General features: G+C 69.2%; 18 protein-coding genes. 8 read left to right on the forward strand and 10 right to left on the reverse strand.

Features of this window, described 5'->3' with window-relative positions; translation table 11 throughout:
- Nucleotides 1-2 precede the first annotated feature (2 nt).
- Together VFZ09_RS31970 and VFZ09_RS31975 are read right to left on the reverse strand one after the other, a co-directional pair.
- A complete protein-coding gene (locus VFZ09_RS31970) occupies nucleotides 3-1,865 on the reverse strand; it encodes a protein kinase domain-containing protein (RefSeq protein WP_329731504.1) in 1,863 nt (620 codons plus the stop codon).
- A complete protein-coding gene (locus tag VFZ09_RS31975) occupies nucleotides 1,862-2,692 on the reverse strand; it encodes a DUF2381 family protein (protein ID WP_329731505.1) in 831 nt (276 codons plus the stop codon). The genes VFZ09_RS31970 and VFZ09_RS31975 overlap by 4 nt, the downstream gene beginning before the upstream one ends.
- A 243-nt stretch (nucleotides 2,693-2,935) precedes the next feature.
- Between VFZ09_RS31975 and VFZ09_RS31980 the strand changes: the two genes are divergently transcribed.
- Nucleotides 2,936-3,232, forward strand: a complete 297-nt coding sequence (locus tag VFZ09_RS31980) for a hypothetical protein (protein WP_329731506.1) — start codon at nucleotides 2,936-2,938, stop codon at nucleotides 3,230-3,232.
- Nucleotides 3,233-3,265: 33 nt separating this feature from the next.
- On the opposite strand, the gene VFZ09_RS31985 is transcribed toward VFZ09_RS31980, so the two are convergent.
- The 3 genes from VFZ09_RS31985 to VFZ09_RS31995 form a co-directional block, all read right to left on the reverse strand.
- On the reverse strand, nucleotides 3,266-4,102 hold the full coding sequence (locus VFZ09_RS31985; RefSeq protein WP_329731507.1) for a hypothetical protein: 837 nt from the start codon (nucleotides 4,100-4,102) through the stop codon (nucleotides 3,266-3,268).
- Nucleotides 4,099-4,806 carry a hypothetical protein gene (locus VFZ09_RS31990; protein ID WP_329731508.1) on the reverse strand — a complete coding sequence of 236 codons (708 nt, stop codon included), beginning with the start codon at nucleotides 4,804-4,806 and terminating at the stop codon, nucleotides 4,099-4,101. The genes VFZ09_RS31985 and VFZ09_RS31990 overlap by 4 nt, the downstream gene beginning before the upstream one ends.
- A gap of 104 nt (nucleotides 4,807-4,910) precedes the next feature.
- Complete coding sequence (locus VFZ09_RS31995) at nucleotides 4,911-5,630, reverse strand: tetratricopeptide repeat protein (RefSeq protein WP_329731509.1); 720 nt, start codon at nucleotides 5,628-5,630, stop codon at nucleotides 4,911-4,913.
- 201 nt (nucleotides 5,631-5,831) lie between these two features.
- Here VFZ09_RS31995 and VFZ09_RS32000 point away from each other — a divergent pair, with 201 nt between their 5' ends.
- Genes VFZ09_RS32000 through VFZ09_RS32010 form a run of 3 tightly spaced genes read left to right on the forward strand, consistent with a single transcriptional unit; the run spans nucleotide 5,832 to nucleotide 8,954 of the window.
- Complete coding sequence (locus VFZ09_RS32000; protein WP_329731510.1) at nucleotides 5,832-6,350, forward strand: PepSY domain-containing protein; 519 nt, start codon at nucleotides 5,832-5,834, stop codon at nucleotides 6,348-6,350.
- 4 nt (nucleotides 6,351-6,354) lie between these two features.
- A complete protein-coding gene (locus VFZ09_RS32005) occupies nucleotides 6,355-8,571 on the forward strand; it encodes a TonB-dependent receptor (protein ID WP_329731511.1) in 2,217 nt (738 codons plus the stop codon).
- Entirely contained in the window at nucleotides 8,568-8,954 is a 387-nt protein-coding gene (locus VFZ09_RS32010) for a hypothetical protein (RefSeq protein WP_329731512.1), read from the forward strand. The genes VFZ09_RS32005 and VFZ09_RS32010 overlap by 4 nt, the downstream gene beginning before the upstream one ends.
- A gap of 123 nt (nucleotides 8,955-9,077) precedes the next feature.
- Here the strand turns inward: VFZ09_RS32010 and VFZ09_RS32015 are convergent, their stop codons facing one another.
- Both VFZ09_RS32015 and VFZ09_RS32020 read right to left on the reverse strand, forming a co-directional pair.
- A complete protein-coding gene (locus tag VFZ09_RS32015) occupies nucleotides 9,078-11,453 on the reverse strand; it encodes a hypothetical protein (RefSeq protein ID WP_329731513.1) in 2,376 nt (791 codons plus the stop codon).
- A gap of 185 nt (nucleotides 11,454-11,638) precedes the next feature.
- On the reverse strand, nucleotides 11,639-14,593 hold the full coding sequence (locus VFZ09_RS32020) for a serine/threonine-protein kinase (protein ID WP_329731514.1): 2,955 nt from the start codon (nucleotides 14,591-14,593) through the stop codon (nucleotides 11,639-11,641).
- Nucleotides 14,594-14,896: 303 nt separating this feature from the next.
- Here VFZ09_RS32020 and VFZ09_RS32025 point away from each other — a divergent pair, with 303 nt between their 5' ends.
- The 3 genes from VFZ09_RS32025 (at nucleotide 14,897) to VFZ09_RS32035 (ending at nucleotide 18,385) form a co-directional block, all read left to right on the forward strand.
- On the forward strand, nucleotides 14,897-16,234 hold the full coding sequence (locus VFZ09_RS32025; protein ID WP_329731515.1) for an MFS transporter: 1,338 nt from the start codon (nucleotides 14,897-14,899) through the stop codon (nucleotides 16,232-16,234).
- Nucleotides 16,235-16,811: 577 nt separating this feature from the next.
- Nucleotides 16,812-17,444: a DUF6932 family protein gene (locus VFZ09_RS32030; protein WP_329731516.1), complete on the forward strand. Its 633-nt coding sequence runs from the start codon at nucleotides 16,812-16,814 to the stop codon at nucleotides 17,442-17,444.
- Nucleotides 17,441-18,385 carry a hypothetical protein gene (locus VFZ09_RS32035; RefSeq protein WP_329731517.1) on the forward strand — a complete coding sequence of 315 codons (945 nt, stop codon included), beginning with the start codon at nucleotides 17,441-17,443 and terminating at the stop codon, nucleotides 18,383-18,385. The genes VFZ09_RS32030 and VFZ09_RS32035 overlap by 4 nt, the downstream gene beginning before the upstream one ends.
- Nucleotides 18,386-18,834: 449 nt before the next feature.
- Here the strand turns inward: VFZ09_RS32035 and VFZ09_RS32040 are convergent, their stop codons facing one another.
- Entirely contained in the window at nucleotides 18,835-19,806 is a 972-nt protein-coding gene (locus VFZ09_RS32040) for a bestrophin family protein (RefSeq protein ID WP_329731518.1), read from the reverse strand.
- Nucleotides 19,807-19,936: 130 nt separating this feature from the next.
- On the opposite strand from VFZ09_RS32040, the gene VFZ09_RS32045 reads away from it, so the two are divergent.
- Nucleotides 19,937-20,581: a carbonic anhydrase gene (locus VFZ09_RS32045; protein WP_329731519.1), complete on the forward strand. Its 645-nt coding sequence runs from the start codon at nucleotides 19,937-19,939 to the stop codon at nucleotides 20,579-20,581.
- Here the strand turns inward: VFZ09_RS32045 and VFZ09_RS32050 are convergent.
- Both VFZ09_RS32050 and VFZ09_RS32055 read right to left on the reverse strand, forming a co-directional pair.
- Nucleotides 20,578-20,946, reverse strand: coding sequence for a hypothetical protein (locus tag VFZ09_RS32050; protein WP_329731520.1), 369 nt, complete (start codon nucleotides 20,944-20,946; stop codon nucleotides 20,578-20,580). The two genes, VFZ09_RS32045 and VFZ09_RS32050, sit on opposite strands and share 4 nt — an antisense overlap.
- Nucleotides 20,947-21,026: 80 nt before the next feature.
- Nucleotides 21,027-22,319, reverse strand: a complete 1,293-nt coding sequence (locus VFZ09_RS32055) for a hypothetical protein (protein ID WP_329731521.1) — start codon at nucleotides 22,317-22,319, stop codon at nucleotides 21,027-21,029.
- Between the last annotated feature and the right edge of the window lie 142 nt (nucleotides 22,320-22,461).

Below are 22,461 nucleotides of genomic sequence, written 5' to 3' on the forward strand. Positions count from 1 at the left end.
GGTCAGCGCCAATCGGGTGGGGCCAGGGTGAGGCGTGGCATCGGGTGGCCCTTGGGGTATTGCAGCACCGTCTCGAAGCGCGGGTCGTTGAGCACTACGCTGCCGGGGCTCCGGTCCACCTTCGCCGGGTCCACCAGCGAGCCGTCAATGGGCTCCTTTGCCCATGTGGGCACCCCGTAGGACGTGAAGTCGTCCACCGCCACGCCGCAGATGGGCCACCACGTGCCGTCCGGCAACTGCATCCGGTCGAACTGGATGTAGAGGCGGTAGGGCGTCGTCATCGCCACACCCGTGATCTTCGTTTTCACCTCCGTCCCTTTCACCGCCGCGTACATGGTGGCCATGACGGGGCCGGGCTTGACGTTGAGGGAGCCGCCCTCCTCGATGGGATCCTTCGAGGCCGGAGTGCCTGTCTTCAGGAACGTGGGGTTCTCCTCGGAGTCGAAGCCCAGCTTGACCGGGGTGTCGGCGGCCTCGGGAGGACAACGCGCGAGGAAGCTGGCGGGGTCGGGCCGTACGGGCGTGGTGGCGCACCCGGCGAGTTGCGCGGCGGCCACTCCCCCCAGCAGTCGGGTGAGCACCGAGCACAGGCGCGAGGGCGTCGAGCCGGATGCAGTGGGAGGCATTTCGGAAGAGGAGGCGTGCACGGGCTGTATTCCTTTCTCGGGGAGCGCCGGAGGAACCGGCGCGGTGGCTTCCGCGCGAGGGACGTCCTCCCGATGAGGAGCTCGTGCCGCGCGGACCAGCGCCCACCCTAGCCCGAGCACCCCCAACCCGAGCGCCAGCACGGCGAGCCGCGAAGGCCACCCCCGCTGTTTCCCCGTGCGCTCGGCGGAGCGGAGCTCGGGCGAGGACTCCGGCTCGAGCGCTTCCTCCAACATGTCCACGTCCGGAAATCGTTCCCGCACCCACGCGCACTCCGAGGGCCGTTTCGACGGAGACTGCCATGCGGCGGTGTGTCCTTCCTGTTCGCGCAGCCGCTCCAACTCCTCACGTACGGCGCGGGCGCTCGGGGGGCGCTGCCCGGGGTCCTTCGCCAGCAGCCGCAGGGCCAGCGCTTGCAGGGAGGCGGGCATGCCGGGCGCGAGCTGCCCGGGCCCCACGGGAGGCAGGGTGGCGATGGCGGGCAACAGCTCGTCCAGAGGCAACCGGGTGCTGAAGGGGCGGCAGTTGGTGAGGGTCTCGTAGAGGAGCACGCCAAAGGCATACAGGTCCGCGGCGGGCCGGGCCTCCAGCCGTGAGCCCGGGGGCGGAGGGTTTTCGGACAGCAGGGACGCCAGGAAGAGGATGGCCTCGGGCGGCTGGCAGTAGAGCGTTCCCGGGGCGAGTCCTTCCGTCAGTACACGAGCCCAGGGCAGGTGCGCCGTGCCGAAGTCGATGAGGAACGGTGTGTCGTCCTCCTTGCGCACCAGCAGGTTGTCCGCCTTCACGTCTCGATGGACGATTCCTTCTTCGTGCAGGGCCTCCAGCGTCTTCAATTGCTCGCACAGCACGCCCACCGCCCGGTCCAGCGTGGCGCGTTCGCACCAGCGCCAGACATGGAAGGTGCTTCCGGGGATGTAGGGGGTGACGAAATAGCCATGGCCTGTCTTCAGCTCGGGCCATCGGCCCCACTCCAGCACGGGCAGCAGGTGGGGATGGTGCACGTACTCCAGCGAGCTCACCTCGCGGCGCATCCAGGCGTCCACCCGGTCCGGATCCTTCTCCGAAGCGGGCCGGATCGCCATCTTCAAGGTGTAGCGCTGGCCTCCGCGCTCCATCAGGAAGACGAAGGCGAAGCCACCCACCCCCAACCGGCGGATGACACGGAAGTCGCGCACGCGGTGGCCCGCGCGCAGCTGGTCCGGGCGACGCGGTTTCCTCATGGCTGTGGGTCCCCTTCCTCTGGAAGCGGGCGGAATCTGCCCGGTGCGTCCTCTCCGTCCAACGCCACCTCCAGGTGCGAGGCACCCTCGGGAAGCACGCTGGTGAAGATGTGACGCAGTGCCTTCCTGTCCTGCGCTCCAGAGGCGAGGCCGGCGGGCCACTCCAGGAGAGAGCCGTCCGCGAGGCTGGCCCGTAGCCGCACCTGCACCAACCGCCACGGTGCAGCGCCTTCCCGGCCATTCCTTACAGAAATGGTGGCGAAGAAGCGCCGGCCCGTCCACAACACGGAGTCCACCCGCGCCCGGGTGGGCCCCGGGTCGCGCGCTACCTGGCGAGGCCGGGCGAGTGCCACTCGGGACGGCGGTGTGGTGAGCAGTTGGCGCGCCAGGTCCTGGGCGGCGTCCTCCTCGGTGGAGGGCTCGGCGCGGACCACACGCACCCGCACGTCCGTTTCCTCGCGCCGGGTGACGAGCGTGAAGCGGAGGGGCTCGATGCCGGCTCCGGCCTCGAGGGTGAGTGGCACCTGTTCGCCCTCGGCCAGGGAGGTGGAGGGGAGAAGCAGCCACGAGCCGGGACTCAACGGGACGAGCCGGATGCGGGCCTCGCCCACCGGGAGGCGTGGGGTGGAGGGCGGCAGCGGCGCTTCGAGCTGGAGGAGCGTGGGCACGCCGGCCGCCACGTGCAGCGCCAGGGGCGGTACCTCGCCAGGTCGCGCAGGGGCCACGAGCGTACGCGCGCGGAGCGAGGGCCCACCGGCCGGTTGCCGGGCGGCGACTGGGGCGGACACCAGGAGGAGCAGGAGGAGGAGCCAGGAACCGGAGCGCACGCGAGCCTCGACGAGCAGGCGTGCACGCTAGGAGCGGCCCGTTGCCGGGAGCAAGCACGAAACCACCTCCGCCGTCACCCCGAGGGAGGTGACTCGCGAGGACGTCCGGGGCGGGCACGCGGCCGGAGTGCTCGACCGCTGGAACCATCGGAAAAACCGAATGAATCCTCCCAGATTATCTCAACATCCTCATGGTCCCGCCTTCCGATGATTCCAGAGCACGAAAAGGCTCGGGAGGTGCGCATGAGGGTCAGCACGCAGGTGGGCCGCATGAACGTCCAGGACCCGTCCCAGGGCACGGGAGCCCGGGGGGTTGGCTCGACCTCGTTCCAGGCGCGTCTGGCGCCCGTGGCGGGCGGGCGCTCGTCCGTCCCGGAAGCAGGACCGACCGGGGCGGAGATCATCCAGCAGACCGCGCAGGAGATGCGCTCGCTGCTGCGCCTCCAGTACGAGCTCTCCCGGAGCACGACGTCCCTGGTCTCCAACATCCTGAAGACGCGGCACGAGACGGCGAAGAACTCGATCCAGAACATCCGCTGAGGAGCGGCCCCGGGGAGTGCTCCAGGAAGGGGACTATGCGTCGTTTCCTTGTGGCTTCGCCGCCAGGTCCTGGACCTCCGCTCGTTCGGTGGCCCTCTTCTTCTCTTCCCACTCCGCCAGCGAGGAGGCCACGGGATGGAGCGTGTGACGCTTCAGCCTCTTGTGGTGCACCGCGAAGTAGTACTCCCCGGCGATGGAGACGAACTCGAAGGGAGTGGCGGGGTGATTGTTCAGCCAGCCTTCTGCTTCCGCGCGGGTTGCGAAGGATGGCGCCGTGGGCGGTATTCCCCGCGCCACGAGCTCTTCGATGTAAGGCTCGATGACGGAGTCGCGTTCCAGGCCGCGAGCGTTGTCTTCGCGAGAGTACCAGGCCAGATGGTACTCATCCCCGATGAGGATGTCCGCCGGACTGGGGGGCTGCGCGAGTCCATTCAGCCAGGCCTCCGCCTCGGCGTGCGTCGGGAAATGGGCGATGGCGAGCGGAGCGTATTCGAGGCGGTGGAGTATGTAGTCCTCGCAAGCCTCGAGTTGTCCGGTGGCGGCGATGAAGTTGACCAGGTGGATGAGGACACTCGCGTACTGCTTCTCGGACGTCTCATCAAACGTCTTCAGCAGAAGCGTCATGACCTGTCGCGAGGTCGAATCCGGGCGCGCCTCGATGGCGGTACTCACCTGGGGACGTAGCGTGGGAGCGACTCCCTCGAGGTAGTCCTCGAACAGGTAGACCTGACCTGTGGAAGCAAGGAAGTCCCTGTACGCCTTCACCTGAATCCAGAGCCGTTGTTCTTCTTCCCTGCCGGCGAGCTCCGCTGCCTGGCGCTGGGATGAGGCAAGGCGCGCTGCTCTTGCCAGTGTTTCATGGATTCTCACCGGGTCATCTCCGAGATGGGAGGGGCCTCGCGCAACCCAGGGGAACTCTCCGCGACATACACGAGTGGCATCAGGAGCAGTAAGCCCCCGCCTGATGCGACAACGAAGGCGACTCCCGCGATGACGATGAGGGTGCCGGCGAGAAGTTCATCCCGGTGGGTCTTGATCCAATCCACCGCGGGCTCTATCGCATTGAACTCCGCCGCATGTTCTTCGGCCCAGTTGCCTCGCTTCCTCTTGCACAGGTCCGCCTGTTTCATGCAGTGCTCTGGACACCACCGCCATTTGGCATCACGCCAGGGCCGTTCCTTGGTGTTTTCATATCTCCAGTGGCCGACCTGGACCGGCCTGTTGCTCGCGAGGCAGTCCTGCTCGCACTGCTCTCTCCGGCCTTCGCAATACGCTTCCAGCCCTTCCGAGGAGACACGCACGAGGCCTCGATAGGCGCTCCTCGCGCTGGCGGTGGATGGGAACTTCGTCAGATCGAAGTTCTCGAGTGGTCTCCACTCATGCGTCACCTGTCCATCCGGCATTTCCTGGATGACGAGCACGTACTTGCCCAGATCAAGTGGGCTGGTGGGTTCCTGGGTGATGGGCCGTGTGGCACTACAGGAAACGAGCAGAAGACTGAGGAGCGACGCCACGAGTCGCTGGGCGAGCGTTCTGGTGGGAATGGCGAGCTCTCCGAGGGATGCTCCAGGCATCTCTCGATACCCGGCGAGGGGATGCGCATGTAGCGTGTGGTTTCGCCGGGAAGCAAGCGGATAGAGCGGCTCGCACTTCGAGTCTTGGAGAGCGCGACTCAGCGTCAGCCCATCTCCTGGCGCCTGTGCCGCAGGTCCTCCGCGAGCCCGGGTGGATCTCCCTCGCGCAGCGCCGCCAGCCCCGCCTCGAAGTCCGCGCGGGCCCCGGCCGTATCCCCCAATCTCATACGCAGCACGCCCCGGTCACGCAGCAGCTCCGCGTCCACCGGCTCGCCCTTCTGGGCGGCGAGCGCGTCCGTGATGTCCTTCACCGCCGCCTCCAGCCGGCCCAGCCTCGTGCGCGCCGAGGCCCGCTGGTGCAGCAGCCACGGATTGTCCGGGTCCTCCGCGAGCGCCAGCGTCCAATCCCTCTCCGCCTCCGCGTGCCGGCCAAGCACCTCCAGCGACTCGGCGCGCTTCATGTGGAGCACGAGCGCCTTGCGGAAGCCCACGGCCTCCAGTGCATCGAAGTCGGCCACGGCCTCCGCATGCCGGCCCAGCGCCGCCAGCGCCAGCGCACGGTGCAGGTGCGCCGAGGCATGGCCGGGTGCCATCTCCAGCACGCGCTCGTACCAGGGCAGTGCCTCCGCGGGCGCACTCCCCCAGATGCCGAGCGTCATCCCCATCTCCAGCAGCACGCGCGCCTGCCGCGGGTACGTCTCCGTGAGCTGGCGCATGCGCGAGAGCGCCTCCGTGTAGCGCCCGCTGCGCCGCAGCTTGTCCACCTTGCGCAGCAGCTCGGTGAGCTCCGGCGGCCACGCCTCGCGCCCGTTGCGCTCCGTCATCGTCTCCACTCCCGGGGGGCGAGGCGCCGCCGTTGTCGCCCCCACCCGATTCGCTATAGTCCCACGCTCAGGTCGAGGCCAGGGCCGTGCGCTCTTCCTCTCTCCGCGCCCCCCATGCCGTCGCCCGCTCGCGTCACCCGAAAAGCCTCGGAAGGTGAGGCACCCGCTCCCCGTCCGGGCCCCTCTCGTACCGTGGTCTGGTTGCGCCGGCTGCGCCCGGTGCACCGCTGGGTGGGCGTTCCGCTCACGCTCCTCATCCTCCTCAGCAGCCTGACAGGCCTCCTCCTGGGCTGGAAGAAGTACGTCGCCGTGCTCCAACCGCCCGTGCGGCACGGCGTCTCGCTCGAGGCCCGCGACTGGCAACCGCTCCACCTCCTCTCCTCGGCCGCGGAGGCGGGACTGCGCAACCACCTGGGCGCGGCTCCCGGTCCCATCGACCGGCTCGACGTGCGCCCCTCCAAGGGCGTGGCCAAGGTCCTCTTCCGCGAGGGCTTCTGGGAGGTGCAGGTGGACCTCACCACCGCCCGCGTCCTCTCGGTGGATCGCCGCGCCTCGGACTTCATCGAGACCCTCCATGACGGCTCCCTCCTCGGCGAGGCCTTCCGCGCCACGATGAGTACCCTGCTGGGACTCGGACTGTTGGTACTCTCCGTCTCGGGACTCTGGCTCTGGTGGGGCCCGAAGCGGGTCCGCCGCTCCACTCCTTCTCGTGACACCTGACACCATGCCTCAACCTCCTCGCGTCCGGCGCGCGCTCCTCTGGTCGTGCTCCCTCTCCCTGCTGTGCCACGCCCTCCCCGCGGGGGCGCAGGAGCAGCCCTCCTCCGCTCCTCCTCCCGCCGAGGCCTCGCCCCCTCCGGAAGCCCAGGCCGTGTCCCCGGACGTCTCCGAGGACACCGCCGGTGAGACGCTGGTGACGTCCACCCGCCTCCCCAAGCCGCTCATGCCCGCCTCGCGCGTGGGCTCGGAGGTGACGTCCGAGGAGCTCTCCCGCCGTCCCGCGCGCTCCACCCCCGAGGCGCTCCTCGAGGAGGAGGGCGTCTTCCTCCAGCGCACCAACCACGCCGGTGGCCACCCCATCATCCGCGGTCTGCTCGGCCACCAGGTGCTCGTCCTCGTGGACGGTGTGCGCCTCAACAACGCCGTCACGCGCGCGGGTCCCAACCAGTACCTCAACACGGTGGACCCCTTCCTCGTGGACCGGCTGGAGATCGTCCGCGGCCCGTCCTCGGTGCTCTACGGCTCGGACGCCATCGGCGGCGTCGTCAACGTGCTCACCCTCACGCCGCGCTTCTCCTCCGAGGGCCAGACGCGCTTGCCCGCCAGCTTCCGGGCCCAGGCGGGCAGCGCGGACATGAGCCTCCAGGGCAGCCTGCGCCTGGGCGTGGAATTGCCGAACACGGCGGCGCTCGGCGTGGTGACGGGGCGGGACTTCAATGACTTGCGTGGCGGCGCGGACATCAGCGTGCAGCGCTACACGGGCTACACCGAGTACGACGCGGCGGTGAAGGCGCGCCAGCGGTTGTCTCCCGGTGCCATCCTCCAGGTGCAGTACCAGGCCGCGCGCCAGAGCGACGCGCCGCGCACGGACCGCTCGCTGCCCGGCGACTTCCGCGTCTTCTCCCTCCAGGAGCGCGACTTCCTGCACGGCCAGCTCACCCTGAGTGGCGCGGGGCCCTTCCACCGGGTGCGCGTGGACGCGAGCGCGCTGCGCCAGGGCGAGCGCACGGACCGCTTCCGCATCGCCCGCGACCGCATCGAGCGCGAGGACGCGAACGTGTGGACGCTCGGCCTGCGCGCCGAGGGCGAGCGGGGGCTCTCGTGGAACAACGCGAGCCTGCGCGTGGGGGCGGATGTCTTCCATGACAAGGTGACGGGGGCGGCCACGCGGGGCGCCATCCTCGTGCCGGGGGCCTTCGAGCCGCGGCCGGAGCTGGCGCGCTACCCGGGCTCGCCCACCGCGCTGGCCACGGGCCTCTTCGGCCTGTTGCAGATGGACCTGGGGGCGAGCGCGACGGGCCACGTGGGCGCGCGGGCGCAGCTCAATCGCACGCACCTGCCCGCGGATGACCGTCTGGCCTTGCAGTTCCCGGGCAGCCCGGTGCTGCCGGCCACGGATGCGCTGGCGCTGGGCGCGGCGGGCGAGCTGGGCTTCCAGCAGCGCGTCAGCGGCGACACGACGCTCTTCGCCAACCTGGCCACGGGGTTCCGCGCGCCCAACGTGGATGACTACCTGCGTCTGGGCGCCGAGGGCCCGGGCTTCGTGCTGCCCGCGCGCGACCTGGTCCCCGAGTTCTCCTACACGGGCGAGGTGGGCGGGCGCTTCCAGCGCGGCAACCTGGCGCGGGTGCAGGCCGTGTATGCCTATACGTTCATCGACAACCTGGTGACGGCGGTGCCCACCGTGTTCAATGGCGAGACGCACACGCCGGACGGGCTGGCGTACCTGGCGCGGACGAACGCGGACAACGCGCAGGTGCACGCGGTGGAGCTCTCCGGGCAGGTGCGGCCGGTGGCCTCGCTGACGTTGCTGGCGCAGGCCGCGTGGGTGTTCTCCTCGCAGAAGCGGTTGGATCCGCTCGAGCCCGCGGCGCCGGCCCGGACGGAGCCCTTCAACAAGTCCCCGCCGCTCAACGGGCTGGTGCGCGCCACGTGGGAGCCGGTGCACTTCGCCTTCGTGGAGGGCGTGTTCCAGTGGGCGGCCAACCAGGAGCGGCTGAGCGCGGCGGACCGCGAGGACATCCGCATCTGCCCCGAGTCGCCCGGCTGCCAGGGGACGCCCGGGTGGGCGGCGGTGCACCTGAGGGCCGGGGCCCGCTGGCGCTGGTTCACCACGACACTGGAGCTGCGCAACCTCACGGACGCCTCGTACCGCTTCCACGCCTCGGGTGTGGACGCGCCGGGCCGCTCGGTGACGCTCGCGCTGGAGGCAAGCCTGTGAAGTCCGTGAGACATTGGCTGGTGTGGGCCGTGATGCTGGGCGCCGTGGGGTGCAACGAGGGCGTGGGGGACCGCTGTGATGCGTCCACCGCGTGCCCCGAGGGCCTGGTGTGTTCCTTCCCGCCGCCGCCCCGGAGCGGGCCGGTGGAGAACCCCCAGGGCATCTGTGACTACCCGTTGAAGGCCGAGGGCGAGCCGTGCTCCCAGGCCGCCGAGTGCCAGACGGAGCTGACGTGCTCCAACCACTTCGAGCCGAACACGCGCTATGGCCGGTGCGTGCGCAAGCACGGCCTGGGTGAGGCGTGTTTCCAGAACCGCGACTGCGCCGCTGGCACGTGCAAGGGCGCGGACGAGGACGGGCTCGGCGGCACCTGCACGCCCTGAGGCTGCCGGGCGCGGTCTTCCAGAAGTCGTCCAGCTGTTGGACAAGTCTGGGAGAAAGCAGAAGGGGCCCGGGCTGTGTGGCCCGGACCCCTCTGTCACTTCAGCTGCGCGTGAGGCTTCAACTTACGGCGTGAGCTCCCACACGGAGCGGCCGAAGGTGGCGGCGCGCACCAGGCTCGAGTCCGGGAGGATCTCGACGTCCGTCACGTTCACCAGCGGCATGCCCGTGCCGAAGCGCGTCCAGGAAGCGCCCGCGTCGGTGGAGCGGTACACGCCCAGGTGCGTGGCGGCGTACAGCGTGGTGTTGCTGCCCGGGTCCACGGAGATCTGGTTCACCGGCACGCCCGCGGGCAGGCCGTTCTCGATGGCCGTGAAGGTGGCGCCGAAGTCCGTGGACTTCCAGGTGTGGGCCTTGGTCGCGTCCGGCGCCACCGACGTCACGTACAGCGTGTTGGGGTTGGTCGGGTCGAACGCGATGCTGCTGGTGCTCAGCCCGTTGTTGGGCAGCACGCCGGCCTGCGTCCAGCTGGTGCCGCCGTTGTTGGTGAGGAACACGCGGCCGCCGCTGGCGACGATGCCGATGATGCTCCCGTTGCTCTTGGCCGCGCCCACGCCGCGGATGAAGATGCCGGCGGGCAGACCGGTGGTGCCCAGCGCGCTCCACGAGCCCGCGAAGTTGGTGGACTTGTACACCTTGGTGTTCGAGTAGGTGAAGACGGTGTTGCCCGTCGGGTCTCCATCCCACTTGGCCAGCACGGTGTTGAAGGGCGCCGAGGAGCTGTTGTTGCTCTCGGTGATGCCGGTGCTCGCCGAGGCCCAGTTCAGGCCGCCGTCGGTGCTCTTGTAGATGCGGGCGTAGTACAGCGTGCCCAGCATCAGCTTGCCGTTGGTGGCGTGGATCTCACAGTCGAAGCCGTCGCCGCCGAGCTCCTGGTTGTACACGCTGGTGGAGCCCACGCGCACGCGGGTGCCGTTGTCCTGCAGGCCCGCGATGACGGCGTTGCGGTCCCCCCCCGAGCTGCCGATGTCGTAGATGAGGTGCGAGGCGATGCCCACGTTGAGCGCGTCGCTGAAGGTGGTGCCGCCATCCGCCGTGACGAACAGTCCGCCGTCGTTGCCCACGTACAGCTTGCCCGAGGAGTCGAAGGCCGCCGCGTGGAAGTCCGCGTGCACGTACGGCAGGCTGAACTGGCCCAGCCAGTTGCTCACCTGCGAGTAGGTGGAGCCGCCGTCCGTCGTCTTCGCCAGGTGCAGCGCGCCGCCGAAGTACACCAGGTTCGGGTTGGTCGGGTGCACGACGATCATCTGATCGTACCAGCCCTGGGTGTTGAAGAGGGCGCTGACGGTGCGCGCCTCGGTGTTGCCGTTGCTGTAGCGCTTGGCCGCCGCGCCGAGCGCCGTGAAGCTGGTGCCGCCGTTGGTGGACTTGAAGATGTCCGCCAGGTCGCCGCCCGGGTTGGAGGCGAGCACGTACACGGTGGTGGGGCTGGAGGGCGCGGTGGCCACCGTCATGCGCTCCAGGCCGGCCGTGGAGGTGACGCCCGTGGCGCGCGTCCAGGTGGCGCCGGCATCCGCCGTCACCCACACCTGGCCCTGCGAGTTGCCGCTGGTGGCCGAGGGCTCCGCCTCGAGCGTGACGACGAACTTCGTGCCGCCCGCGTGGGCGATGGACCAGCCGGACGGCGTCTCCGCGTAGCCGGTGGCCAGGCTCACCTGGCTCCAGGTGGCGCCCGCGTCCACCGAGCGGAAGATGCCCGCGTTGGTGGTGGCCAGCACGAGGTTGCTGTTGCCCGGCACCACCTGGATGTCGGTGATGGAGGTGGCGTTGCCCAGGTACACCGGGGCCATCCACGTGGCGCCGCCATCCGTGGACTTCACCAGGCCGATGCCCGTGCCGTCGAACGGATCACCCAGGCCGAGGTACAGGGTGTTGCTGTTGTTGGGGTCCATCTCCAGGGAGCCCACGGAGAGGCTGCCCAGCGTCTCGGTGATGGGCGCCCAGGTGGTGCCGCCGTTGGTGGACTTCCACACGCCGCCGCCCGAGAAGGCCGCGTAGAGCGTGGTGGTGCCCGGCACGGGGATGATGTTGCGCACGCGGCCCGCGTCCGTCCTGGTCAGCTTGTAGCTGCCGTTCTCCAGGTAGTCCGCCTTGGTGGGGCCGATGTTCACCCACGTGCTGCCCGTGGCGGCGACGGTGGCGTTCGGGTCCGTCACCGCGGTGATGGTGGAGGAGGTGCCCGGGAGCTGCGAGGCATAGCGCTCGCGCTCGATGCGCGCCGCCTCGTTCATGAACTTGCGGAACTGGAGGGACCAGGGGCCGTCCTTCTTCGCCTTCTTCTTCGCCGCCTTGCCGTAGGCCTCGTTGTACCACTGCTCCCGGAACTCCCGCCGGGCGTTGGCGTCGTCCCGATCATGATCCTCGGCCAGCGACGTCACGGGGGCGAGCGTCACGGCGATCGCCGCGGCCAACAACCGGCGCCAGTTCTTCTGAGAACGCATTCCACTGCTCCTTGGCTGGCCTGGAATTCCACCAAGCCGGGGGTTGCGGTTCTCTCATGGCCGCTAACTTCTTGGCAAGTGAGAGAACCGTGTCGCTGGAGAAGAGGGAAGATATTGGAAAATCCCTCTGGAACCAGGACCCCGGGTTTGACGGCTCGCTCACAGTGGGCTGCGGGGGGAGGCGGCTAACCGCGGGGCGTCCGGGTGTCGAGCCACGCCTGGATGCGGGAGCGCAGGGACTCGGTGCCGGGCTGCTGCAGGGAGCTGGCGGCCTTCTGGGCGAGCACCCGGGCCCGCGCGGGGTCCTTGTGGGCGTCCGCCAGCGCGCGGGCGAGGGCGAAGCGCGTCTCGGCGAGCTCCACGGGGGCCACGGTGTGCGTCTCGCGCAGCGTCAGGGCGCGCTCCAGCGGGACGAGCGCCTCGTTGGGGCGGCCCAGCTTCAAGAGGGCCTCGCCGCGGCCGGTGAGGGGCCCGGCCAGGTCGGGGTGCTGCGCGCCCAGGGCGTGCTCGCGCAGGCGCACCGCCCGGTCGAAGTGGCCCAGCGCCTCGGCGAGGTGCCCGGCGTCCACCAGCACCAGGCCCAGCGAGGTGCTCGGCCCGGCCACGTCCGGGTGCTCCGGCCCGCGCGCCAGCTCCGCGGCCTCCACCGCGCGCTGGAGCACCTGGCGCGCCTCGTCCGTCTTCCCGTCCCGCCACAGCGCGCCGCCCAGCGCGTCCAGCGCCATGGCGCGGAAGGCATGGCGCGGGGACAGCGCGCGGTCGACGATGGCGAAGCCCTGGCGCAGCGGCTCCAGCGCCTCGGCGTGCCGGCCCAGGGCGCTGAGCGTGGTGCCCAGGCTCACCAGCGAGCTGCCCACGCGCGGGTGCTCGGCGCCCAGCGCCGTGCGGAACGTCTCGTAGGCGCGCTGGTACACCGCGAGCGCCTCGGTGTGGCGCCCCTGGGTGGTGAGCGTGTTGCCCAGCCGGCGCAGCACCATGGCCACCTCCGGGCTGTCCGGCGAGGACACCTTCTCCAGCGCGGCGAGCGCGTGGCGGTGCGACGTCTCCGCCGCGCCCGAATCCCCCTGGGAGGCGTACACCAGTCCGTGCGCGCTCTCGAGTCCGGCCAGCAGGCGGCCCTCGCGTTTGGTGCGCACCAGCAGGGCGCGCGCCTGGCGGTACCAGTCATGGCCGTCCCGCACGCGCGTGACGTCATAGGCCACCAGCTGGGTGAGGGCCACCAGCGCCTCGGCGCGCACCTCGTCCAGCCGCACCTCGTCGGCCATCCACAGGGCCTCCTTGAGGGTGCGCTCGGCCTCGGAGTGGCCGAAGCCCGCCTGCAGCTGGCCCAGCTCCAGCATGGCCTCGGCCTCCAGCGGGTGGTAGCCCAGGGTGTGCGCCTCCCGGGCCACCGGGCCGGCCACCTCCAGGCCCGCGGGGAACTGGCCGGAGATGCGCAGCGCCCGGGCGCGCGCCAGCGCCGTGTGCAGCTCCTCCACCCGCGCGGCCACCTGGGGATTGCTGGGCGGCTCGCTGGAGGCGAGGGGATCCGCCGTGTCGCACGGGGAGAGCTCGGACAGGCCGCGCACGGCCTCCACGGCGCGCTCCACCACGCGGCCATCCGCCTCGGCGAGCACGTCCGTGAGGGCCTTGAGCTCCGAGCGGCGGCGCTCCAGGCAGGTGGTGCGCGCGGCGAGCACCTCCTCGGAGGCGTCGCCGCGCAGCTTCGTCGCCTCGCACGCGACGCGCTGGCCCTTCACCCACTGGGAGGCGTAGGCGTCGAGCGCGTCCTTCACGCCCTTCCAGGTGTCGGCCGCGTAGGGGGCGCCGGTGGCGAGGAAGGCGCGCTGCATGGCCTCCTGGCGGGGCGCGTCCCACACGCCGTCCATGCGCGCGGCCACTCCCTGGCAGAGGCCCTGGCGCTGGTGCCACTCGCCCACGGCGCCGGCCACCATGGCCACGAGGAAGGCGCCGGCCACGGCGACGAAGGCCTGGCGGCGGCGGCGGGCGCGCGGGTCGTCATGGAGCGCGTCCAGCAGCGCCTGCATGGAGACGTAGCGCTCCTGGGGGTGGACCTGGAGGCCCTTGAGGACGACGCGCCGCACCCAGTTGGGCACGCCCGGGTCGCGGGGCGGCGGACGCAGGCGGCCCTCGAGGGTGGCGCGGGCGAGCGCGGCGGCCCCGCTGCCGGCGAAGGCGTGCTCGCGGTAGAGGGCGTAGTAGAGCGTGGCGCAGAAGGCGAACTGGTCCGCGCGGGCGGTGACGGCCTCCTGGCGGTACTGCTCCGGGGCCATGTAGCCCGGGGTGCCCATGATGTGGCCGTGGCGCGTCACCGGGGTCTCGGGCGGCTCGCGTGTGTTCAGGCCGGCGAGCGAGTGGGGCTCGCCAGTGGTGGGCAGCTCGGCGCGGAGGATGTCCGCCAGGTCCACCGGGGCGTGCGCGCCGGGATGGCCGGTGCCCTGCTCACAGGCGAGGCCGAAGTCGAAGACGAGCACGCGCCCGTCGCGCCCCACCAGCACGTTGTCCGGCTTGAAGTCCCGGTGGACGAGCCCGGCGGCGTGCGCGGCCGCCAGTCCCCGGCCCGCCAGCGTGAGGGCCTCCACCACCTCGCGCCAGCCGCGCGGCTGCTCCTTGAGCCACTGCCGCAGCGTGTGGCCCTCCACCAGCTCCAGCGCGATGAAGACCTGGTCCCCGTACTCGCCGATGTCGTAGACGGGCAGCACGTTGGGGTGCGACAGGCGCGCCATGGCCTGCGCCTCGCGCATCAGCCGCATCCGCGCCTCGCCCCCGTCCAGCCCCTCGCCTCCGGGCAGCAGCAGCTTGATGGCCACCCGCCGGTTGAGCTGGGGATCGAACGCCGCGTACACCTCGCCCATGCCGCCGGAGCCCAGGCGCTCCAGCACGAGGTAGCGGCCCACGGAGGTGCCCCGGGGCAGGGGCTGCGCCTCGGGGGCGGAGGTGGGCAGGGGCGGAGGTGGGCCGACGACGCACGTGGGCTCGGTCTCGCCCTCGCACATGCGGGCGCGGGCGCGCACCAGCTCCTCTTCCAGCACCTCCGCGAAGTCGTGGGGGTCTCCCGGGCGGTCGTCCGGCTGCCGCTCACCCGCCGTTTCCGGTAGGGCGGCCTGTTGCTCCGGTTGGGACCGCTTCAGGCTCTCCACTGCTTCCCCCTGACGACGTCAGGCCCTCGTTGCGATACAGGGCCAGAATATTACAAACGTGAAAAAACAGAAAGAAAGTTGAACCACTTTTCCGAGGGACTTCGCTTCTACACCGCGATGCATCATGGCCCAAGGAGCGCACGGTGTCTTGCAGCCGGACAGGCGGGCCCCTGGAGGCTGGCGAGGGCCTGGAAGGCGGGGCGGAGGCCCCGGTGGACCCTACTTTTAACGAGAGGTTGCGCCGTTCGCTCGGGGCCGGGAAGAAGCGGGGCGGAGCCGGACAGCGGGTGAGGAGAATCGGGAATGGCGGTGCGAGGAGCGGAAGGGCAGCGGGAGAGCGGGTGGAGGTTCCTGCTGAGGGCGCTGGCGCATCGCAACTACCGGCTCTTCTTCATGGGGCAGAGCGTGTCGCTGGTGGGGACGTGGCTGACGCGGGTGGCGACGAGCTGGCTGGTGTACCGGCTGAGCGGCTCGGCGTGGCTGCTGGGGCTGGTGATGTTCCGCGGGCAGATACCGTCGTTGGTGCTGGCGCCGCTGGCGGGGGTGCTGGTGGACCGGTGGAACCGGCACCGGCTGCTGGTGGTGACGCAGGTGCTGGCGATGCTGCAGTCCTTCGCGCTGGCGGTGCTGGCGCTGACGGGAGTCATCGCGGTGTGGCACGTGGGGGTGCTGTGCCTGGTGCAGGGGTTGATCAACGCCTTCGACGTGCCGGGGCGGCAGGCCTTCGTGGTGGAGATGGTGGACGACCGGGCGGATCTGCCGAACGCCATTGCCCTCAACTCCTCCATGTTCAACGCGGCGCGGCTGCTGGGCCCGTCGGTGGCGGGAGGGCTGATTGCGTGGGTGGGGGAGGGGGGGTGCTTCCTGATTGATGGCTTCAGCTACCTGGCGGTGATCGCCTCGCTGCTGGCGATGCGGCTGACGCGGAAGCCGCGGGAGGAGCCACACGGGCAGGTGTGGAAGGAGCTGAAGGAGGGGTTCCGGTACGCGTACCAGTTCACGCCGATCCGAGCGCTGCTGGGGATGCTGGCGGTGATGAGCGTGATGGGGATGTCGTACACGGTGCTGATGCCGCTGATGGCGACGCGGGTGCTGGTGGGAGGCCCGTCGACGCTGGGGTTCCTGATGGCGGCCTCGGGATTGGGGGCGTTGGGAGGTGCGGGGTACCTGGCGTCGAGGAGGACGGTGAGGGGGTTCGGGAAGACGATTGTGCGGGCGGGGGCGCTGTTCGGAGCGGGGCTGGTGGCGTTCGCGGTGTCGAGGTGGATGGCGGTGTCGCTGGTGCTGCTGGTGGTGGTGGGGTTCGGGATGATGGTGATGATGGCGGCGAGCAACACGCTGCTGCAGACGATCGTCGAGGAGCGGATGAGGGGGAGGGTGATGAGCTTCTACGCGATGGCGCTGATAGGAACGGCGCCGTTCGGGAGCCTGCTGGCGGGGGCGCTGGCGGCGAGGATCGGAGCGCCAGCGACGATCGGAGTGGGAGGGGTGGTGTGCCTGGGAGTGGCGGGATGGTTCGGGGTGAAGCTACCGGCGCTGAGGGAGCGGGTGCGGCCCATCTACGAGCGGTTGGGCATCATCCCCGAGGTGGCGAACGGGATGCGCGAGGGCGCGAGCCGGATGGGACCGGCGAAGGACTGAGCCGCTGTGCCCATTTCCCACGCCTGGTCCCCAGACGCAGCGCGCGAGTGATTCTACCGCCAAGTAGACGAGGGCACATCGCATGGCCTGAGCCTCCCCGGGAACTGGCCCAGCCGCTCCTGGCAGAGGCTTTTTCGCATCGTGCGGACCGGGCCAAGCGCCGCAACGGCTCGATAGAGATAGATCTATTCACGCCGTGCGGGTTGAACTGACTCGATAACGGTGGAGCTTTCAGGACTCGCTGGCGAACTCCCGCAGGTGTTTTTCGCGTGCTATCGCGGACGAGACATCTGCACTGCGAAGACAGAAGGGTTGGCCGTTGGCGACCCACACGCTCGGTCCCCATCTTCGCGGGCTGGTGGTGCTACCCGGCCGCGTGAGTTGGGGGCGAGGAGAAAATAGCCCAGCCGCCCTTCACTGCTGGAACGGGCCTTGTGGGGTCCGCGATCCTGTCCGTGGGGGTCCTCCTCAACACCGTCTAAGACGCAGGATGTGTGCCTGGGTCACCAGCAGCACGGTTCACTGTTCTCGGCGCCCCGGATGTGGGTAAGGTCCCGCCCACTTAGGGGAGGGAGCCGTGTCTTCGATTCCGGACCATTCGTGGGATGGCCTGCTGCCGCCATGGGAAGGGCGGGACCCCACGACGAACGTCAACCGCTCGCCGTACCGCTGCAGCTGGCAGGACATCATCAACCGCTTCGCCACCTCCCCGAAGCGCATCGACATCCTTCTCGGCCTGCTTGGCTACCGCGCGCTTCTGCGCGAGCACGGGGTCACCGTCGGCTTCCAGTGGCTCACTGGGAGCTTCGTCGAGCGTATCAACCGCGAGCCCAACGACGTCGACGTCGTTACCTTCTTCCAGGTCCCAGCGGGATTCAGCGAGGAGGACGCCAATGCGCTCTTCAATCACGGACACAACAAGAAGACGTACTTCTGCGACCACTACCCCGTTCCGTTGAGCTATCCTGCGTCGCCCGACACGGACCCGACGGAGCACGGGGCGGTGCTCGTCGACAACACCACCTACTGGTACGGCTTGTTCTCCCACCGTCGCGACACGTACGCCTGGAAGGGGTTTCTCCGCCTGGAGCTCCTCCCCGCAGACTACGATGACCCGGCACGTGAGTTGCTAGAGACCATCAAGGCGCACTTGGTGAAGCAGCAGGAATTGGCATCGAAGTTGGCGAAGACTGAGGGCCCTGGGCCGTGAACAGCGCGACACGTAGACAGTTTCTGCAAGCAGAGCGCGCCGCGGCAGCGTCGTTGCTCGCGCGTCTTTCGCCTGCGCATTTCATTGAGCGCATCTCCCTTCAGTCGCGCCTCGAGAGCATCGATCAAGAACTCCAGGAGCTCGGCGCGTCGCAAGCGGACTCCCTTGAGCCTGCAAGCACCACGGTCTACTTCGATGGCGGCCCGGTTGTGAGTCAGCGTGCGATCGATGCCTCGTTCGCTGCGTCTGCCATCGCTCAGTTCCAGGGGCTGGTGGAGCTCGTTGGTGCCTCGCGCCGCCACGGCCCACTCGGGCGAGGAGGCGCGGTTCCCGGAGGCCGGGACTTCCGGTTACACATTACGGACATCGCGCGCGGCTCCTTCGGTTTCCACTTCGAGCAGCTTGAGGGGCGCGAGTCCGCCGAGGAGATGCGGGCTGCAGTCGATGAGACAACGGAGCTCATTGATGGGCTCCGAGCCGAAGAAGAGGAGTTCTACGAGCGGATCGCCGAGCTGGAGCCGCGCGTCCGGACCGCGCTGAATGATTTCGTCCAGGTGCTGTCCAGGAGTGAGGCGACGCTTCGGATGGAGAGCCGGACCCGCAAGCTCAAGCTCACCCAGGATGAATTGCACATAGCGAGCACGCGCCTTTCCGAAGGCGCGCCGAGCGTGGATGACGTGCCGCTAAGAGTGAAGTACCTGGGTGTCCTGGGCGAGTCGCGGCGCTTCGAGCTCCAGGACCTGGAGACCGGGTTCGTCTACAAGGGAAAGCTCGCCCCCGGGCTCGATGCGAAGATGTTGGCAGAGGTTGCTCCCGTCCTTATGGAGACGTGTACTGCCATGCTTCGCATCACGACAGTGGAGCGTCCCGGACGAGAATCGAAGGTCACGTACCAGCTTCTGTGGCTGCGTCCCGAACGCCTCGGCGAACCGGCCCCGTAACGGCGCTGACGCCCCCTCATCTTCGCTTCTTCCCATGGGCGAAGCGCCGTTTTCTTGGCGGATAGCGCGCTGGGTCTGCGGCGTCTTGTTCGGTGCGTTAGCTCTCACCCAACTCATGGAGTGGGGAACTTGAAAAGGCGTGTCCGGCGGCGCACTTGGGGGGTTGAGTAATGCTCTCGCCGTGAATGTTTGTCGTTCTCACCAACGGCCCGAGTCTGCGCCCTGGGGCCTCATGGAAAATGGGTAAGGTCGAACGGTTCCTGGGTTGAACCCCGTGGTTGGTCGGCGTGCGCCTCAGGGCAAGGACTCAGGCTCACTCGTGCTCCCATAAGTCGGTGAGCCTTCTGTGCTCGGGGCTGCCATCGTAGGCCTTGTCGGCCCGCCAGTATCTCCGCGCAATGGCCACGAGCTCTTCGGTCGAGGGGAGCATGCGGTCAAAGACAGAGCCGTTACCCATCCGTGTGCCGGGGCTCGGAGATCCGCGACTCCAGGCGCCACGGCTGTGACGCCGTGAGCTCCTCGTCATCGAGCAGGGCGAGCAGGTTTCCCTGGATGGTGTCGCAGATGGGATCCAGCGGCAGGTGGCTGAGGTTCTTGGGCGAGAAGGGATTCTCCAGCTCGACGGCGATCTGATCGATGGCGAGGAGCGGGTAGGCGACGAGCGCCGTCACCAGCCCCGGGAACCACCACGTCCCCACGACGGCGATGGGCAGGGCGAGCAGGTACAGGACGATGAAGCGCCGCAGCTTGGACGTATGAACCTGGGGCAGGGGCGTCTTGAGGATGCGCTCGCAGCCGCCCACGTGGTCGATGAGCTGGGCGCGCTCGCGGTCGACGGCGAGCAGGGAGACAGGGTCCATCTCTCCGTGGTCGACGGCCTCACGAATCAGGCCGGCGATGCCCATGGCGACGAACGTGGGCATGTGTTGCGCGCGGGCGATGCGCTCCACCGCGCGGTCATCCTCGAGCAGGGGGCGCAGCTCGGGCAGCTCGCGCTCGCCGCGCAGGCTGCGCCGGGACACGTGGCAGAAGGCGGCCGTCCAGCGCACGAAGCGCTCGCGCCACTCCGGGTCTTTCGAGCCATACGTGAGCCCCGCGATGGCCAGGTTGCGCGACTGGTTGACGATGCCGCCCCACAGCTTGCGCGCCTCCCACCAGCGCTCGTAACCGCTGTTGGTGCGCAGCACGAGCAGCAGCGCGAGGAAGGCGGCGGTGAACTGCACCGGACCGCTGCCCAGGGGTTGCCAGTCGAGCACCTCGTGCACGAGCCCGACGAGCAGCCCGTAGAGCCCGAAGCTGAGCACCCGCGGCATCACGAGCGGCGTCACCGTGCCATGCCAGGCGAGCGCGTCCCGCCAGAAGCGCCGGGCCCAGTGGGCCTGCTGGGCGGCCACCGGCGAAGGAGGCGGAGGCGAGGCCATGTTCGAACTCGAGGGCATCCGCACAGAGGTAGGTCCCCGTGGGAGCCGTGACAAGGACGGGGACGGACGAGCAACCGCCGGGTGCGGATTCCCGTGGACGGCCCCACCCATGGAGGAGAGGCTCGCGGCCATGACCAGCACAGGCATTCCCCCGGCTCCCTTGCCCGCCGACCAGGCGCTCCAGCGCCTGCGGGAGGGCAACCGCCGTTTCGTCCAGCACATCCGCATCCCGGACGCGGCGGGCGAGCGGGCCGCGCTGGCGGCCGGGCAGAGTCCGTTCGCCACCATCCTCTCGTGCTCGGACTCGCGGGTGCCGTCGGAGATCGTCTTCGATCAAGGCCTGGGAGACCTCTTCGTCATCCGCGTGGCGGGCAACGTGGTGGCGCCCTCGCTGGTGGGGAGCGTGGAGTTCGCGGCGGCGACGTTCGGCACGCGCCTGGTGGTGGTGATGGGGCACTCGCGCTGCGGCGCCATCCAGGCGACGCTGGACTTCATCCAGCACCGCGTGGAATCGCCCTCGGAGAACATCCACGACATCGTGGACCGGTGCCGGCCGGCGGTGGCGAGCGTGGTGCACGCGGCGGGTCCGAACGTGGACCGGGCGCGGCTGGTGCACGAGGCCGTGCGCGCCAACGTCCGGCAGTCCTGCTCCCACCTGCGCCACGGCAGCCGACTGCTCGAGCGGCTCATCCAGGAAGAGGGCCTGCTGGTCGTCGGCGCCGACTACTCGCTGGACACCGGCGATGTCGACTTCTTCGACGGCCTCGGGCGCTAGCCCTTGGTGGCTTCAATCACCGCCTGCGCCATCTTGAATTGTCTCAGGACGTTCAGCGCCCGGCTGGAGACCTCCAATCGAGAGTCCGGAGTGAGGCAGAAATCGGCATCGCGGTCCTTCCCCGTGATCTTGAGCCACCGGAACTCCGGTAGCGCGCGCCCAGGGTATAGCTCCTGGAACTCTGGCGACGTGCTCACTTCGACATCGTCCAGGCTGAAACCCACCAGACCTGCCTCTTCAATGGCCTTCGCGAGAGCGGAGGAGACGAGAAAGCAGGGGAAGACCTCCAGCAGTTCATCCCCCAGCCACCCCTCGAAGCGATGATGGAAGTGAGACACCTCTGGGGGATGAACCGACGTATTCATGAGGGTGTTCTCCCCCAGTTCCCCAGCGACTTCAGGAGACACCACCCACCGATCCCTGCTCATGGCGGCCTCCGTTCAATCTAAAGAGGGGGCTCGAACAGCCCACCAAATTGCTTGTCCAGTTGCGCTGCGAAGTCAGTCACTTGCTGCCTCGTTGGATTGAGGTGGGTGCGATAGAAATCGTTCCAGGCGCGTCGAAGCTTGCTGAGGTGAAGGTCTGGATTGATGGACTTCGGGACTCCACGGAGGTTCTTCAACGAGTGAATCTCCGCCTCCGTGAACAGCCCTGGGTACTTCTTGAGCACTTGTTGCTCAATGGAATGATGTACGAGGACCTTGCCGCGCAAGCCAGGATGCGCTTCGAAGAACGTCTCTCGATAGTTCGTTGATGCGACGGTCGTGTCCGTACGGCCAGCGTCCCCCGGAGCATCACCACTTCCGGCCATCATCGCGACCGCCGTGGATGCCAGGGTGATGACGAGGTTGCCCTCTACGACGGCCACCTCGCTGATCTGGCCTGCCCTCGCCAGCCGGATGCCCACCTGGGAGGCCCCGAGTGCCGCCACCTCCGGGAAGTGAGGCAGCATCGACAGCCGCGAGGCCAGCCACGCGGCCCCTCCGGTCATGCCATGGCTCACCGCCACCGTGACCGAGAGGATCAGGACGCGCGCGATTCCCGGTCCCACCGCGCGTCCGAAGCGCTGGCTCGCATCCTCCAACTCCTCGACGGTGGTGGCCCGGTCGGTGGCTCGTTTCAGCTCCCTGCTCGCTTTCATCACGTCCAGGAAGGTTTCCACTCCCAGGTACACCAGCATCATCGCCGACACGAGCGCCGCCGCCTTGGTGAAGACCGGCTCGGGATTCGCCGCCAGGGCCACCCAGGTCACCAGCCCCGTGGCGATGACCGTGTAGAAGAGGTGGGGGGCCAGGGTGTCCTCCACCGCCCTGGCGATGCTCTGGCGCATGGGCTCCAGCGACAGCCCCAGGGCGACTCCCAGCTTGTCCCACTCACCCAGGCTCTTCACATCATGGAGCCGCGACAGGCACTGTTCCCCGCGCTGGCCCGCCTTGCACACGCCTCCGAAGCTCTTGCGCAGCAGGTGCTCCGAACGCTCGTCCGCGTTGTTACCTGGATAGGAGGCGCGCACCAGCCTTCCTGGCTGGGAGGGAAGGAGGGTCAGAGGGGTCTCCAGCACCAGCCGCGTCAGCGCCTCCTCGAAATCAATCTCGTCCACTCGCATGGACGCATTGACGGTGCGCGGCTTGTACTCCAGTGGAGCCCCCTCACCCGTCTCGAGGCGTACCACGCGCGGCGTGGCGCACGCGATGCACAGCGCCAGCAACAGGTGAGTCACGGCCAGACGTGGTGTCACAGGACCCCCTCCAGAGCGCGGAGGTTTCCAGCCTACGGGAGAACATCATCGCGGAGACGATGATGTGTGCTCCGGGCCAAGGGGAACGCGGATTCCCCGCACCGGCCCACCCGCACCGGGCGTGGAAACGTGCCCGCCCGCC

Source organism: Archangium sp. (assembly GCF_036277355.1).
In the GTDB taxonomy this organism is placed as follows: domain Bacteria; phylum Myxococcota; class Myxococcia; order Myxococcales; family Myxococcaceae; genus Archangium.